Here is a 14,996-nt window from a genome sequence, read left to right on the forward strand (position 1 = left end):
TCATAAAAACCTCCATAAGCTACGTTGTGGGTAGGTAACTTGGATCAACTAAGTCCTCCACAAGTTTATTAATGTCAACATCAGGTCGGATCATTCCTTCCTTTTGCAAAAAGGAAGCAGATTCTTGCAAGTCGGACTTAACGTCATTAAGGCTCATGTCAAAGTTAAACGCGGGGTAAAGGCTTCTCACACCCTTAATATCAAGTTGATTTTGCGTTGCGGTCATTGCGAATGCTTCTTCAAGGTTTGTTTTGCTCCAGTCGACGGAGACTTTATGAACTTTTAAGAAGCGTTTTACTAGTTCGGGTTGAGCCTGGGCAAATTCGCTGCGAACTGCAATTACTGTCAAACCGGAAATAAGTCCTTCTGCTGAGCGTAATTTTTTAACCTTACCCGTGGCAACGGTTTTGGAAAGTAGTGGTTCAGGCAGAATTGTAGCATCAACCTGACCTGTTGCAATAGCTGTAGCTGCGGCTGTTGAATCCATATTTACAAGTTCTAGATCCTGAGTTGTTAGATTTACTTCTGCCAGAGCACGGATTAACATTTCGTGAAGCATAGTCCCTTTTTGTAGGGCAATTTTCTTCCCCTTAAGGTCTGCAATAGAGCTTATAGATCCATTAGGGGTTACAACGAGACTTATTCCTTTGGGAAAGCGTGAGTAGGAGGAAATGACTTTGATATCATTCCCGCTAGCTTTTGCTAAGATAACCGAAACGTAATTAAGACTCGTGGAGAAATCAAGTGATTTACCAGCTAAGGCTTCTAATTGATTGCTTGGGGCCGGTATATCGTGCCACTTAAATTCTATACCGTCTTTCGCAAACTCCTCTTCAAACATTTTCTTTTCCTTAGCGACAACTGAAGGGATGTTGATAGGCCGGAAGACATAGGAAGCGTTGATTTCTTTGGGTTTATCCGGTAGGGTTTGATTAGAAGAACTTTGAGGTGCACAGCCAATTAGCAAGGTTGTGCATAAAAGGAAAATAAGTAATAGTTTTGAACGAAACATAATTAAACCACAATCCTTTTTGTTAAACTTGAATTATCCTATTTTTAGGTTATTAATAGTTTAACACACCTAAGGTACATGAAGAGTAAAATGACAAAGAAATTTAAAGTAGATTAAATATTCAAATTTTTACCCTAAAAGCTCTGTGTTTTTTATAGTAAGTAATAGGAGATAATAAGGTTAGTGACTATTTAGTATTATTTTACAACATCAGATTGGAAAACTGAGGTATTGGGCCTCCGAGCAACGGCAGAGGCATTATTCGTACATAGAAACACACTAATATACAGAATCAATCACATTAATCAGCTTACAAATTTAGACCTTAACAATATAAATGCTGTCCATGCTCTTATCGATTCTTTCAGAATCAAAAAATTCCTAAATCAGTCGTAATAAACCCTGATTCTTTTTAAGGCTAATTAAAGAGGAAGTTGTCTATTAAGTTATTGACATGGATATTGTATATGGTATCATAGGAGTGAGTAATCACTCATATTATTTGTAGATTATCTTGAGTTCTTTGGAGGGGCGTTATGAAATCAATTAGTGAAACAGAACAATTGGAGAAAAGTAAGAAGAAAACCACAGAAGAGCGGCGTCAAGATATCCTTGAGGCAGCATTAAATATTTTCACTGAAAAGGGTTATAATGGCTCTACAACGGCGGAAATTGCCAAAGCAGCTGGAGTTGCGGAAGGAACCATCTTTCGTCATTTCGCTACCAAGAAGGAATTATTAATCGCTGTTCTCAAACCAAAAATCCTTACTGGGATTATATCTCTCGATAAGGAACAAGAAGATCCTGTAGAATTCTTTCGCTGTTTTTTAAAGAATCGCTTGGAGCTAATCAAAGAGAACGATGGTCTTGTCCGTTTTATGTTTGCTGAAGCTCAGTACCATGATGAAGTCAGAGAGGCCTTGTCGAATGGGATTTTAGGAGATGGCATAAACATCGTTAAACCTTGGTTTAATAAGGGCGTTGAAGAGGGGGTTTTTAAACCGATCCCATTTCCGGCTATGATGCGGAGTTTTATGGGGATGGTTTTGTTTTATGGGATATTCAATCATGTTTTCCCTGGATTCTCGCCGGAGAAAACCATTGACGAGGCCGCCGATCAGATTCTTGAACTTTTCTTAAATGGTTTGCTTATCAAATAAGACGTAAGTTAGATGAATTAGAAATTATGGGGGAGTATTGATTAGCTAAGTTCAAGGAACAGGAGGAGAAAAAATGAAAAAAAAGGCAGTAGTTGTAGTCATTGTTCTAGTTTTTATTGCCCTGTCGGTCTTAGGGGATCGCTATTTAAACCGTTCTGCAGAGTCGAACCTGTTTTCAGGGACGATTGAAGGAACTGAACTTTCGGTGCAGCCGGAGTTGGGCGGCAAAATTGTTGAATTATTAGTGAGCGAAGGTCAGGTTATTAAAACGGGAGATATTATTGCTAAACTAGACGACAGTCAGGCGAAGATTTCCTTGGATACTGCCAAGAGCCAACAAACCCAAGCACAAGCTAAACTTAATGATCTATTAGGCGGAGCGAGGGCAGAAGAAATAAAACGGCTTGAACATCTAGTAAGCCAGGCGAATGCTAATCTTTTAGCATTAGAACCCAATCTTAAGTTTGAGGAAGATAATCTGTCAAAAAATCAAAAACTCCAGGAGAGTGGTGCTATTAGTCAACAGGTTGTTGAAGCTCAGCAAAATAAAGTCACAACCTTAAAGGCCCAATATCAAGGGGCCCAAGAGAGTGTTAAGGTAGCCCAAGCCGGTTTAGATCAGGCACTTGCCGGTTATACTCAACCCACCATTCAGGCTCAGAGAGCGGCGGTTGATATTGCAGCTCAGTCTGTTAAAACCGCAGAACTAGGTTTAAATAAGCTTACTATTAAGAGCCCCGCTGATGGTCAGGTTCTCTATAAAAATGTCGAGGTAGGCCAAGTTGTCAATCCTGGCACAACCCTGGTAACGATACTAAATCCTAACGACTTGTGGATTAAAATATATGTACCTGGAGCGAAGCTTGGTGAGATAGAAATGAGTGAAACTGTTGCTATTATCGCTGATGCTTACCCTGATAAAAAGTTTAAGGGACAGATTCAATACATTAGTAATCAAGCGGAATTTACTCCAAAGAATGTGCAGACGAAGGAAGAACGGACGACCACCGTTTATGCAGTAAAAATAGCTGTTATAGAAGGTCAAGACCAGCTGAAAGCGGGTATGCCGGCAGATGTAACCCTGGAGTAAAGGAGTGAGGGCAAAATGAATTTAGCAATTGATTGCCAGGGTCTGGTTAAACGGTTTGGTTCGTATACAGCTGTTCGAGGAGTAAGCTTTCAACTTCCTGCCGGAGCTATTATGGGTTTTGTTGGACCCAATGGGGCAGGAAAGACAACGCTGATCCGAATGTTATGTGGAGTCTTGGTTCCTACAGAGGGAAAAGCTACAGTACTTGGTTATAACGTTCTGACTCAATCAGAAGAAATCAAACAGCGCATTGGCTATATGTCCCAAAAGTTTAGTCTTTATGATGATCTAACCGTAAAAGAGAATCTTGACTTCTATGCAGGGGTTTATAGTTTACATGGAAAAACGGCACAGGAGCAGAAGGCTCGGGTTATCGAACGGATTGGCTTGACTGAGCGTACGACTCAGCTTGTCTCAGCCCTCTCCGGTGGATGGAAGCAGAGAGTAGCTTTGGCTTGTGCTTTACTGCATAGTCCCCAGTTGCTCATATTGGACGAACCTACTGCAGGGGTAGATCCGGTTTCACGGCGTATTTTTTTAGATTTAATCCATCAGTTAGCTAAAGAAGGAATAACCATACTTGTCAGTACCCACTATATGGATGAAGCAGCAACTTGTGATTACCTTGGGTTTGTTTTTTATGGACGGTTAATTGCATTTGGGTCACCCGACGAAATGAGAGAGAAAGAGGCGAAGGATAGTTTAGATGATCTCTTTATCTATTATGTAGAAAATGAAGCCTTAGATGATCCCCGTAATCAAGCCTTCAAGAAAGGGGGAAGAGGTTAATGGGGAGATTTTCCTGGGTGCGCTTTTTAGCAGTACTAAGAAAAGAATTCCTTCATATAAGAAGAGATCGTGCCAGTTTAATTATGGCTATCGCTATGCCTATAGGAATGCTGCTCCTATTTGGTTATGCCGTCAATACGGATGTCGATCACTTACCCACTGTAGTTTGGGATCAATCACAGACTGCCGATAGCAGAGAGTTTATTGCCTCAATGCGAAGTACCCAGTATTTAAATCCCGATGAATTTATTCAAGGCTATCGACAGATTGAAGGTTATTTAGATAGCGGAAAAGCTCGGGTAGCAGTTATCATTCCGCCTGACTTTGGCAAAGAATTACAGAAGGATAATGGACAGGCCGATGTACAGATTTTGGTCGACGGGTCAGATCCCACTGTGGCACGAGCAGCTATGTCAGCGGTTCAAATGCTGGGGCTTAATAAATCCCTCGAGATTCAGGGGGTACGTCTAGCCGCCAGAGGTACAGTGGCAGGGACGAGCATGCCCTTAAATGTCGAGACCAGAGTTTGGTATAATCCGGACATGAAATCCATGGTCTTTAACATTCCAGCCTTAATCGGATTGATCTTGCAAAATGTTATCGCTATGTTAACTTCGTTTTCTATTGTGCGGGAAAAGGAGCGGGGAACCATGGAACAGGTGGTCGTAACCCCTATCCGTTCTCTTGAGTTGTTGTTGGGTAAGCTGCTTCCCTTTGTGTTCATAGGCTTTGTCTCTTTGACCTTAATTTTAGCTACGGGAATTTTTTGGTTTGGAGTTATACCATCAGGAAGTATCCCACTGCTAGTACTGTTATCAACGATCTTCTTGTTTACGATTCTTGCTATTGGGCTCTTAATATCCAGTGTTGCCAGGACTCAGCTACAGGCAATGCAAATGACGTTTATTTTGATATTACCTTCGATTCTATTGTCAGGATTCATCTTTCCTCGGGAAACCATGCCGACTTTCTTAAAGATCTTAGGAGGTTTGTTTCCCTTAACTTATTTTTTGGAAATCGTGAGAGGAATCTTCCTTAAAGGAGTAGGAATGGAGTATCTTTGGCAGGATACCCTCATATTGTGTGCCTTTGCATTTATTTTAGTGGGAATCGCAGCTAAGAAGTTTAAGAAAAATTTAGATTAGCGAGGGTGTGATATTGCTCCGGTCACCCACGGCGCCGTCGCTAGCGCCCTTGAGTCCGAAGCGAGAACGGCAAACCTCAGGGTAATACCTGGAGTGAACCCGTGCCGTTCTGGCACTTCGGAATCGAAGGGCGATTGACGCGACTCTGCCTAAAGGGTTCGCTGCGCAATATCACACCCTCGGGGCTAGAGAACGGGGAGGAACGGGAGGGAGTGATATTGCTCCGGTCACCCACAGCGCCGTCGCTAGCGCCCTTGAGTCCGAAGCGAGAACGGCAAACCTCAGGGTAATACCTGGAGTGAACCCGTGCCGTTCTGGCACTTCGGAATCGAAGGGCGATTGACGCGACTCTGCCTAAAGGGTTCGCTTCGCAATATCACTCCCTCAGGGTCTAGAGGGACGGAGAGGAAGAATGTGGATAAAATTGTTGGGATAGGCGAATATGGCATCGCAGAGAAACGGGAAGATTTCATCAAGACGTATGCATTGGCATCTTGTGTTGCAGTGACAGCTTATAATCCTGATAACCATCTGGCAGGGATGATTCATATTGCTTTACCTCATCCTGTTAATGAGAAGGAAGGACAGCGCCGACCGATCTACTATGCAACTTCGGGAATACCCATAATGATTGATAGATTGCGCTTGGAATATGGATGCCAACTTCGAGATTTACAAGTCAAGTTATTTGGCGGAGCTGACTCGTTAAGGGTGGATGATTATTTTAAGATTGGCCAAAGGAATATTAAGGCAGTTCGAGAGACTCTGTTAGCTATGAACTTAAAAATTCTCGATGAGCAAATCGGGGGATACTTAAGTAGAAGTATTACAATGAGTGTGTCAACAGGTCAAATAGAGATTAAGACATTGCCAATTAATTGTTAAGTGAATGCTGTAAGGTTAACATGAACAGATCTTTCTCTTATTTCATGTAACGGAAGAAAGTTGACTAATTAAAAAAACCTGTCATTAGATTTCTAACGACAGGTTTTTTTCTTAGCTTCCCATTTTAGTTTTTATGCGTTCGATAGCTTTCACTGTATTCTCACGAGTACCAAAGGCTGTTAAGCGGAAATATCCTTCGCCATTAGCTCCAAAGCCTGCACCAGGGGTTCCGACTACGTTGGCTTCTTTCATGAGCTTGTCAAAAAACTCCCAGGAACCCATGTTTTTTGGCGTTTTCATCCAGATATAGGGGGCGTTGATTCCGCCGAAGACTTCATAGCCTGCCTCCGCTAGACCTTCGCGGATAATTCGGGCATTTTCCATATAGTAATCGATGGTTTCTTTTACTTGCTGTTTCCCTTCCGGGGTATAAATTGCCGCTGCAGCTGCTTGAACCGGGTAAGATACTCCGTTAAACTTTGTAGTTTGTCTTCTTAGCCAGAGCTTATTTAGGCTATGTGCCTTACCCTCGGAGTCATAGACCATGACTTCTTTTGGGACGACGGTATATGCACAACGTGTTCCTGTGAAGCCTGCTGTTTTAGAAAAGCTTCGGAACTCTACAGCGACTTCACGGGCACCCTCAATTTCAAAGATAGTGCGAGGGACGCCTTCTTCACGTATAAAAGCTTCATAGGCAGAGTCATAAAGGATTATCGATTTATTCTCTCGGGCGTAATCTACCCACTGTTTTAGTTCCTCTTTGGTTAAGGTCATTCCTGTCGGATTGTTAGGGAAGCAAAGATAAATCATATCTACATGGGTTGTAGGAAGAGAAGGTTTCATTCCATTTTCCTCTGTACAAGGAAGGTAGATTATGCTTTCATACTGCCCCTTTTCCCCATTGAAGTTCCCTGTTCGTCCTGCCATAACGTTGCTATCCACATAAACCGGATAGACTGGATCTGTTACTGCCATGATATTACCTGTACCAAAGATCTCTTGGAAGTTTGCTGTATCGCTCTTAGCTCCATCACTGACATAGACTTCATCGAGAGAGAGGTCTACTCCCCGAGTTTTATAGTCATTTTCTATAATTTTTTCTATTAAAAAATCATACCCTTGTTCAGGTCCATACCCTCTGAAGGTCTCAGCCTTCCCCATTTCATCTACTGCTTTCTTCATTGCTTCAGTGACTGCAGGAGGAAGTGGACGGGTTACATCCCCAATACCTAATCTAATAATATCTGCATTTGGGTTTTCGCTTTTAAATTGATTAACTCTGCGAGCGATTTCCGAGAATAGATAACTTCCTGGTAACCTTAGATAATTTTCGTTCATTAGCGCCATAACTTTATGAAGCTCCCTTCTTGAATCTCCAATAGCTTTAGATCAGAGTATTCTCAAATAGTTAATATTTAATAATTATAGCATAATTTAATTAATCATTCAGGCTAACACGGCTAAAGAGCCTTGGAAATACAATATTATACTTTATGAGTACACAGTTTACGTGATAAAATAAGAAGGTATGCATTGATGAAACGTTAAAGGAATAGTTCTTTTTAACTTACTTAAATAAGTGTGTTAAAAGGACCGTCCCCTTTACACTTTACATAAGAACGGAGTTGTTAATATGCCAATACCATCCATACGTCTAGAAAGTCTTGGTGCGTCTGTTTTTACGGAAATGGATAATTTAAAAAGAGAATTAGAGAAAGATGGGAAGAGTCTAATTAATTTAAGTATTGGAAGTCCTGACCGAGCCCCATCCCCTGAAATTCGTAATGTACTGAGTCAAGGGGTTCTAGAAGAAGACCAATATGGATATACCCTAACCCGAGGGACGGAGGAATTCCGCAGAGTTTGTGCTCAGTGGTATCAAGATCGTTTTGGAGTTATTTTAAATCCTGAAACAGAGGTATTGCCACTCATGGGGTCTCAGGATGGTTTAGCTCACATTTTTTTGGCTTATATTGATCAGGGGGATCTGGCATTAATTCCTGATCCCGGATATCCTATTTATACAGCTGGTCTAATGCTGGCAGGAGGGAAAAAGATTGCGATTCCACTGTTAGAGGAGAATGGATTTTTACCGGATTTAAAGCAGATAGATCCTGAACTGGCTTATAAGGCTAAAATTATGTTTTTGAACTATCCTAATAACCCTACAGCGGCAGTAGCGAATTTGCCTTTTTTCGAAGAGGTTGTTGAGTTCGCAGAAAAATATGATCTTCTCATCTGTCATGATGCCGCCTATTCCGAATTAGCTTTTGGGGGCTTTAAGCCTGTAAGTTTTCTTCAAGCGCAGGGGGCAAAAGAAGTCGGAATAGAATTTCATTCTGTTTCCAAGACGTACAATTTAGCAGGAGCAAGATTAGGGTTCGTAGTAGGAAATGAAAGTGTCATTGGTACTCTTTCTCAACTCAAATCTAATATCGACTATGGTGTCTTTGCACCGGTACTGGCTGCAGGTGCATATGCTCTTTGCAATGGACAAGGCTCAATTGTAGAGAATCAGAAGGCTTATGAAAGACGACGGGATATCTTAATTGAGGGTTGTGCTTCAGCGGGATGGAAAATGCCAATACCCCAAGGCTCAATGTTTATCTGGGCACCTGTGCCTACAAAACAAGATTCGGTATCCTTTGCCATGGATTTAGCTAGAGACGCAGGTGTAATTGTAGTGCCAGGGGTAGCTTTTGGTGAGCATGGTGAAGGTTTTGTAAGAATTGCAATGGTTCAAGATGAGGAAGTTCTGCAGGAAGCTGTACTGCGGATTCAGCAGTTTTTAAATAGGAAGATTAAATTATAGACTACTGAACCTCTTCTCTATCTCTTTTGATTAGGTACATTATAATCAATAGAAGGCGATATGACGTCCTGTCATATCGCCTTCTATTTGCTTATGGGGGGTATAATTATTATAGATCTATAAAATGAAAAAAATTAAAGGAAAATAAGATTTATTGTCGAAAAAGTATAAACAAATATTTGTATATAAGATTTCTCACGCCCATTGGAAGCGACTAAGGCCAAGGGGGGTACTTTGTATTTATATCATTACAAATGAGTCGGTGGAGAAATTATACTGCTAAATGTCTATCTGCTAGGGATTCGTAGGTAGACATTTTTTTCTTCGAATGATTGGAGGGATATTAGTTTAAATAACTGTCTGTCTTTAGGCTATAGATGGTATAGCTCTTATTTTGATAATCATTATATAGAATGGAGAGGAAGAGGTTGTTCAAAAGATTGTTTAAGATTTCTAATGTTAGTGGGAAAACAATGGTGACTATTCTCCCCTTGGTATTAGCAACTCTTGTGGCCATGTCTGTAGTTAGTTATAAGTATTCAGAAACTCTTCTGAAAGACGAAATCCAAAATAAAATGACTGCTCAGTTGAATGGAACGATTACGGATATTGAAAAACAATTAACCGCACATGACACCTTACTTCAAGGCTTAGCTCGCACAGTTGAATCTGTTGGCAATGGTATCACCACTGACCAATACGCAAGTTTATTACAGAAAATCATCACTGCTAATAGTGTGACATTTGGAGCGGGTGTTTGGTTTGAACCCTATGCCTATAATAATGAAACTCAATACTTTGGCCCCTATGTCTATAAGGACAAGGATGGTAAAGTTATCTTTACGAATGAATTTGCAGATCCTAAATATGATTTCCCTACAAAACCTTGGTATACAATAAGTAAAGGTATAACGGAGAAATCGATCTGGACAGATCCGTATTTTGATGAAGATTTAAAAACAACAATTTTAACAGATAACGTGCCATTTTATGATAACAATGGGAACTTTAAAGGAACGATTACTGGCGGAATTGATTTTATAACTTTGCAAAAGTTAATTGGTGATATTCACTTAGATATTGAATCTGACATCTATCTTTTAAATAAAGAAGGTAAGTACTTAGCTAATCCAAATCCTGACAAGATTATGAACATTAAAATCACTGAAGAAGAGAACCCTAGCTTGCAAGAAGCAGTAAAAAACATGATGGTTGAGAAGACGGGTACCTTTAGTTACAACGACCAAGGGGCAAGGCAGGTTTACTACGCAGAGGTTCCAAAGTTTGGTTGGATTCTGGCAATTGATGTTCCTGAAAGTGAGCTATTAGCTCCATTAAAGGATCTGTTGCATAGGATGATGATTCTAATCGGGTTGGCAATTGTGGTTACCGGAACGGTTCTTTTCTTATACAGTCGGTTTATCGTTAACAATATCAAGATGGTCAATCAATTTGCTTCTTCTATAGTTCAAGGGGATCTGAGCCAAAACATGGTGGTTCGCTCCAGGGATGAATTTGGACAAATGACCGAGAATCTTAACATGATGATGAAGAATTTTAAAGGGATTATTGAAGGAGTTGTCAATAGCTCCCAGCAATTGGCAGCCTCTTCGGAAGAATTGACGGCTAGTGCGGATGAGGGCAGTAGAACCACGGAACAAATTGTTTACTCTATCCAAGAAGTTTCTGATGGGGTGAAACAAAAACTGACAGGTGTTGATGCTACCATAGATTCAGCTCAACAGGTTTCGGTTCATATGCACATGATTACTCAGGATATCCAAAAGGTTACCGAAGGTTCACAAAAGACCTCTGAAATGGCGGCAACAGGAAATAATGTCGTTAGAAAAGCAGTCGATGAGATGCAAGCCATTGAAATCAAGGTCTCAGAGGCAGCTGATGTAGTCAACAGTCTGGGTGGAAAATCCGGAGAAATCGGTCAAATTGTTGCTTTGATAACCAACATTGCCGCTCAAACCAACTTGCTTGCTCTGAATGCAGCTATTGAAGCCGCAAGGGCAGGAGAACAAGGAAGAGGGTTTGCCGTAGTTGCTGAAGAGGTAAGAAAGCTTGCCGAACAATCAAGTGATGCTGCCGGAAAAATCAGTGGACTAATTGGGGAAATTCAAAAAGAAACTACCAAGGCAGTCTTAACAATGAAAGATGGAACTGCTGCCGTGCATGAAGGTATAACAATGGTTAATTCGGCAGGAGATGCGTTTCAAGAGATATTGCAAGGGGTCAACGATTTTTCAAAACAAGCGCAAGTGGTTGCCGATGTAATTCGTCAGGTTGGAGCAAATACCGAGACTATTGTTTCATCGATTTTAGATGTAGCCAATATTCCTAAAGAAATTGCTGGCACCCTTGAGAATGTAGTAGCAGGGACGGAAGAGCAGAGTGCATCTATGGAAGAGATACGTAGATCCGCAACCTCACTGGCTCAGATGGCAACGGATTTTCAAAGCAGCGTTACAATGTTCAAGTTATAATGCAGTTTACAGATTACTTTAGCTGTACAGTTATACTCTAAATAAAAACAAATTACCTTAAATTCCGGACTCAAAGTAGGTGACACCGTTTGCTAAAGCGGTGTCTTTTTTTAACTCCGTATAAACTGATTCAGTAGGTAAATTTTAATTATAATTACTATGGATTTTCGAAGGAGCGTGATGTGGTTTAAAAACTATGAGTAATATGGTAAAATACTCTTGAATAATTGTTCGAATTCAAAATGTTTTTCATAGCATATTGAATGGTATAAACACCCGCTTTTTAAGTGGGTGTTATATATCTGGAGGAGAACTTTATTGATGCTTGTCAATTAAGAGTTTTTTTTATGCCACAAGTGTTTTATCCAGAAATTCTGAGACAAGGGGGAGTCTAATGACTTCAATAAATCCGTTTTATGAGAAGAAGTTAACTTGCCTTTTCTGCGGTTCTTCATTTAATACCCAGAAAGTGCGTTCGCGTTTTTCAGTTCCGTATAAAACTGACAGTGACTTTTGTCCGCATTTTCGAGAAGGCAATTACAATCCGCATTTTTATTATGTCAGTGTCTGCCCGGAATGTGGTTTCGCATTTTCTGAAGAATTTTCAGATCAATTTCCTTTAGGTACTAAGGAAATTATTAATTCCCACATAGCTAAGCATTGGACTAAGAGAAACTTTGGTGAGGCTAGGGATTTTCAACAAGCATTGGAATCCTATAAATTAGCTATCCTGTCCGGTACTCTTAAGAAAGAAAAAAATGCTGTTTTGGCCGGTCTTAGCTTGCGTTTGGCCTGGCTATATAGGACAGCTGATGATAAGGAGCAAGAAAAGCGTTTTCTAGGCTTAGCTCTAAAGGCTTATGAAGATTCCTTCATTCACACGGATTTTGTGAATACTTCGATGTCAGAAATTAAAGTTCTATTTATGATTGGGGAAATAAGTCGTCGTTTAGAACAATACAAAAAGGCGGTTTTATATTTTGGGAAGGTCATCCAACATAAAAACGCCGATGAGGAACCAAAAGTAGTTAGATTCGCGAGAGAACAGTGGAGAGAAACCACAGAAGAGCTGCGAAAGGGGACTCCAAAAACTTAATCAATCAGTGACTCCCACTTCTTGTAAGTGGGTGTTTCCTTATTCATACGCCATGCATCAGGGTTGACTAGACGGTGGGGCAGAATCTCAACCGAAGCCCCGAGTTTACTTGTCAGATTAAGTTAAAGCTGTGGAGGGAGAGTTTAGGTCCTTCACGGCTTGTTTATTATATAAATATCTCTCATGTTAAGAAGAGTGGAGATTTTATTCAGTTGGAGAACAATGGTATAATGAGTGAATGTTATTATGCTAGTGTTAGTATTGGGTTAGGGAGGATTTATCATTGGAGTTCAATCTTATCATTGCCAAAGAACTTGGTCTAAAGCCTAATCAAGTTAAAGAGGCTGTTAACTTACTGGATGGGGGAAATACGATCCCTTTCATTGCCCGTTATCGAAAGGAAGCAACAGGGGAACTCGACGAAAACGTGTTGCGAAATATCGTTGAACGTTTAGACTATTTGCGTCGCTTGGATCAACGAAAAACTGAAGTCCTTCGCCTTATCGGCGAACAGGGCAAGCTTACAGAAGAATTGTCAGCTCAAATCACTACAGCCATGGTACTTCATGAGGTCGAAGACCTCTATAGACCCTACAAGCAAAAACGCCGTACAAGAGCAACAATTGCCAAGGAGAAAGGGCTTGAACCATTAGCTGAGTGGTTGCTGGTACAATATATTAGAGGGGATCCTCAGACAGAAGCGGAAAAATACTTAAATGAGGAGCTGGAGGTCAATTCTACTGAGGAAGCCTTAGCCGGGGCGATGGATATTATTGCAGAAACCATTGCCGATGACGCAGATCTTCGTAAAAGAATTCGCGAGCAAACTTTTAAAACTGCAGATCTGGTAGCTGTTGCTGAGGCGAAGAAAGCTGAAGAACGCTCTCCTTTTGAGATGTATTATGATTATCGGGAGCCTGTTCGGAAGATTCCTCCTCATCGAGTTCTGGCCTTGAATCGTGGGGAAAAGGAAGAATTCCTATCTGTTAGAGTTGAAACTCCGCCGGACACAATCCGTAGAATCATTGAAATGAAGTATGTGAAAACCGGACAGTCTGCTGCTCTGGCACAAAAAGCCGCCTTAGATTCGTATAAGCGATTGATTGAACCTTCTATTGAACGGGAAGTTCGAGCTGAACTCTCTGCTCAAGCAGAGGAGCAAGCCATCAAGGTTTTTGCAGCTAATTTACGTCAGCTATTACTTCAACCTCCAGTTCGAGGAAAAATGGTCTTAGGGCTTGACCCCGGCTTTCGAACAGGATGCAAGTGGGCGATTGTTGATGAAACCGGAAAGCTTTATCAAGTAGGGGTGATTTATCCGCATACAGGAAAGGGTAAACGAGAAGAGGCCAAAGAAATTTTGCGAAAAGCCATTAAAGAGTATAGTGCAGATATTATTGCTATCGGGAACGGTACTGCCTCAAGGGAGACGGAAGAGGTTGTAGCGGAAATGATTCAGGAAGATGGAATCCCTGTAGAATTCACCTTGGTTAGTGAAGCTGGTGCATCCGTATATTCGGCTTCTAAATTAGCAGGTGAAGAATTTCCGGACTTTGATCTTTCCTTACGAAGTGCAGTGTCCATTGCTAGAAGGCTTCAAGATCCTTTAGCTGAACTCGTAAAAATCGAACCAAAAGCAGTGGGAGTAGGCCAATATCAGCATGATGTCCAGCCTAAACGGTTAGAAGAGTCCTTGCATGGGGTCGTAGAATCCTGTGTTAATGTAGTGGGCGTTGATCTAAACACTGCCTCAGCATCTCTGCTCCAATATGTCGCCGGCTTAAAGCCAGCAGTGGCAAAAAATATTGTTGCTTTTCGAGATGAACACGGGAAATTTACACGCCGCGATCAGCTTAAGAAAATCCCAAGACTTGGAGCACAAACCTATATTCAGTGCGCTGGATTTATTCGTTTGCCGGATGGGGTTAATCCTTTAGAAAATACACCTGTCCATCCGGAATCCTATCAGCTTGCCGAAGATATCTTAAAAAGCATTGGCTATACCTCTGCAGATTTGAGGGAACGCCTTACGGATGTTCGAAATAAACTTGCTGTTCTAGACCCGAATGAGCTTGCTGAAAGGTTTGGTGCAGGAGTACCCACTGTACGAGATATCTTAGATGCCTTACAAAGACCCGGACGAGATCCTCGGGAGGACTTACCGCGACCTTTGCTTCGGAAGGACATAACTCATATGGAAGATCTGAATGAAGGTATGATTCTAGAAGGAACAGTTCGAAATGTCGTAGATTTCGGTGCGTTTGTGGATATTGGTGTCAAGCATGATGGCCTGGTTCATATTTCCCAATTGAGTGATAAGTTTATTAAACATCCTATGGAAGCGGTAGCTGTCGGTGATATCGTTAAAGTACGTGTTATTGGAATCGACAAGGTAAGAGAACGAGTAAGTCTATCTATGAGAGATATTTTGGCGAATGCTTCATCTGTTTGAGAGGTTAAAGACGCTCGGTGAAAACCAAGCGTCTTTGTGAATGTTTATTAAATATAATAA

General features: G+C 41.1%; 12 protein-coding genes. 10 read left to right on the forward strand and 2 right to left on the reverse strand.

The features are described 5' to 3' along the window. Positions 1–19 precede the first annotated feature (19 nt). Positions 20–1,012: an ABC transporter substrate-binding protein gene (locus tag BLS16_RS02885; RefSeq protein ID WP_092329591.1), complete on the reverse strand. Its 993-nt coding sequence runs from the start codon at positions 1,010–1,012 to the stop codon at positions 20–22. A gap of 231 nt (positions 1,013–1,243) precedes the next feature. Between BLS16_RS02885 and BLS16_RS24815 the strand changes: the two genes are divergently transcribed. The 6 genes from BLS16_RS24815 (at position 1,244) to BLS16_RS02915 (ending at position 6,081) form a co-directional block, all read left to right on the forward strand. Beyond that, positions 1,244–1,408 carry a helix-turn-helix domain-containing protein gene (locus BLS16_RS24815; RefSeq protein WP_092329593.1) on the forward strand — a complete coding sequence of 55 codons (165 nt, stop codon included), beginning with the start codon at positions 1,244–1,246 and terminating at the stop codon, positions 1,406–1,408. Positions 1,409–1,548: 140 nt separating this feature from the next. Further along, a complete protein-coding gene (locus BLS16_RS02895; protein WP_092329596.1) occupies positions 1,549–2,172 on the forward strand; it encodes a TetR/AcrR family transcriptional regulator in 624 nt (207 codons plus the stop codon). 73 nt (positions 2,173–2,245) lie between these two features. Next, a complete protein-coding gene (locus BLS16_RS02900; RefSeq protein ID WP_092329598.1) occupies positions 2,246–3,262 on the forward strand; it encodes an HlyD family secretion protein in 1,017 nt (338 codons plus the stop codon). A gap of 15 nt (positions 3,263–3,277) precedes the next feature. Further along, complete coding sequence (locus BLS16_RS02905) at positions 3,278–4,051, forward strand: ABC transporter ATP-binding protein (protein WP_092329601.1); 774 nt, start codon at positions 3,278–3,280, stop codon at positions 4,049–4,051. Continuing rightward, positions 4,051–5,196 (forward strand): ABC transporter permease, encoded by a 1,146-nt coding sequence (locus BLS16_RS02910; RefSeq protein WP_092329604.1) that lies wholly within the window; start codon positions 4,051–4,053, stop codon positions 5,194–5,196. The genes BLS16_RS02905 and BLS16_RS02910 overlap by 1 nt, the downstream gene beginning before the upstream one ends. Before the next feature lie 414 nt (positions 5,197–5,610). After that, positions 5,611–6,081: a chemotaxis protein CheD gene (locus BLS16_RS02915; RefSeq protein WP_092329607.1), complete on the forward strand. Its 471-nt coding sequence runs from the start codon at positions 5,611–5,613 to the stop codon at positions 6,079–6,081. A gap of 111 nt (positions 6,082–6,192) precedes the next feature. Here the strand turns inward: BLS16_RS02915 and BLS16_RS02920 are convergent, their stop codons facing one another. Beyond that, on the reverse strand, positions 6,193–7,431 hold the full coding sequence (locus BLS16_RS02920) for an LL-diaminopimelate aminotransferase (protein ID WP_092329610.1): 1,239 nt from the start codon (positions 7,429–7,431) through the stop codon (positions 6,193–6,195). A gap of 286 nt (positions 7,432–7,717) precedes the next feature. Between BLS16_RS02920 and BLS16_RS02925 the strand changes: the two genes are divergently transcribed. The 4 genes from BLS16_RS02925 to BLS16_RS02940 all read left to right on the forward strand — a co-directional run bounded on the left by BLS16_RS02925 (position 7,718) and on the right by BLS16_RS02940 (position 14,936). Further along, complete coding sequence (locus BLS16_RS02925; protein ID WP_176786048.1) at positions 7,718–8,896, forward strand: aminotransferase class I/II-fold pyridoxal phosphate-dependent enzyme; 1,179 nt, start codon at positions 7,718–7,720, stop codon at positions 8,894–8,896. A gap of 428 nt (positions 8,897–9,324) precedes the next feature. Continuing rightward, the gene (locus BLS16_RS02930) at positions 9,325–11,388 is read left to right on the forward strand and encodes a methyl-accepting chemotaxis protein (RefSeq protein ID WP_092329613.1); all 2,064 of its coding nucleotides are present in this window, start codon (positions 9,325–9,327) and stop codon (positions 11,386–11,388) included. Positions 11,389–11,782: 394 nt separating this feature from the next. After that, positions 11,783–12,484: a DUF2225 domain-containing protein gene (locus BLS16_RS02935; RefSeq protein WP_092329616.1), complete on the forward strand. Its 702-nt coding sequence runs from the start codon at positions 11,783–11,785 to the stop codon at positions 12,482–12,484. 283 nt (positions 12,485–12,767) lie between these two features. Beyond that, the gene (locus BLS16_RS02940) at positions 12,768–14,936 is read left to right on the forward strand and encodes a Tex family protein (protein ID WP_092329619.1); all 2,169 of its coding nucleotides are present in this window, start codon (positions 12,768–12,770) and stop codon (positions 14,934–14,936) included. The last annotated feature ends 60 nt before the right edge of the window (positions 14,937–14,996 follow it).

Origin of the sequence: Desulfosporosinus hippei DSM 8344 (assembly GCF_900100785.1) — a bacterium.
GTDB classification, from domain to species: Bacteria; Bacillota; Desulfitobacteriia; order Desulfitobacteriales; family Desulfitobacteriaceae; genus Desulfosporosinus; species Desulfosporosinus hippei.

Excerpts from the sequence above, each read along its gene's own strand:
- BLS16_RS02895 (WP_092329596.1), top strand. The coding sequence starts at position 1,549 with ATGAAATCAATTAGTGAAACAGAACAATTGGAGAAAAGTAAGAAGAAA.
- BLS16_RS02910 (WP_092329604.1), top strand. The coding sequence starts at position 4,051 with ATGGGGAGATTTTCCTGGGTGCGCTTTTTAGCAGTACTAAGAAAAGAA.
- BLS16_RS02905 (WP_092329601.1), top strand. The coding sequence starts at position 3,278 with ATGAATTTAGCAATTGATTGCCAGGGTCTGGTTAAACGGTTTGGTTCG.
- BLS16_RS02935 (WP_092329616.1), top strand. The coding sequence starts at position 11,783 with ATGACTTCAATAAATCCGTTTTATGAGAAGAAGTTAACTTGCCTTTTC.
- BLS16_RS02920 (WP_092329610.1), bottom strand. The coding sequence starts at position 7,431 with ATGGCGCTAATGAACGAAAATTATCTAAGGTTACCAGGAAGTTATCTA.
- BLS16_RS02925 (WP_176786048.1), top strand. The coding sequence starts at position 7,718 with ATGCCAATACCATCCATACGTCTAGAAAGTCTTGGTGCGTCTGTTTTT.
- BLS16_RS02885 (WP_092329591.1), bottom strand. The coding sequence starts at position 1,012 with ATGTTTCGTTCAAAACTATTACTTATTTTCCTTTTATGCACAACCTTG.
- BLS16_RS02900 (WP_092329598.1), top strand. The coding sequence starts at position 2,246 with ATGAAAAAAAAGGCAGTAGTTGTAGTCATTGTTCTAGTTTTTATTGCC.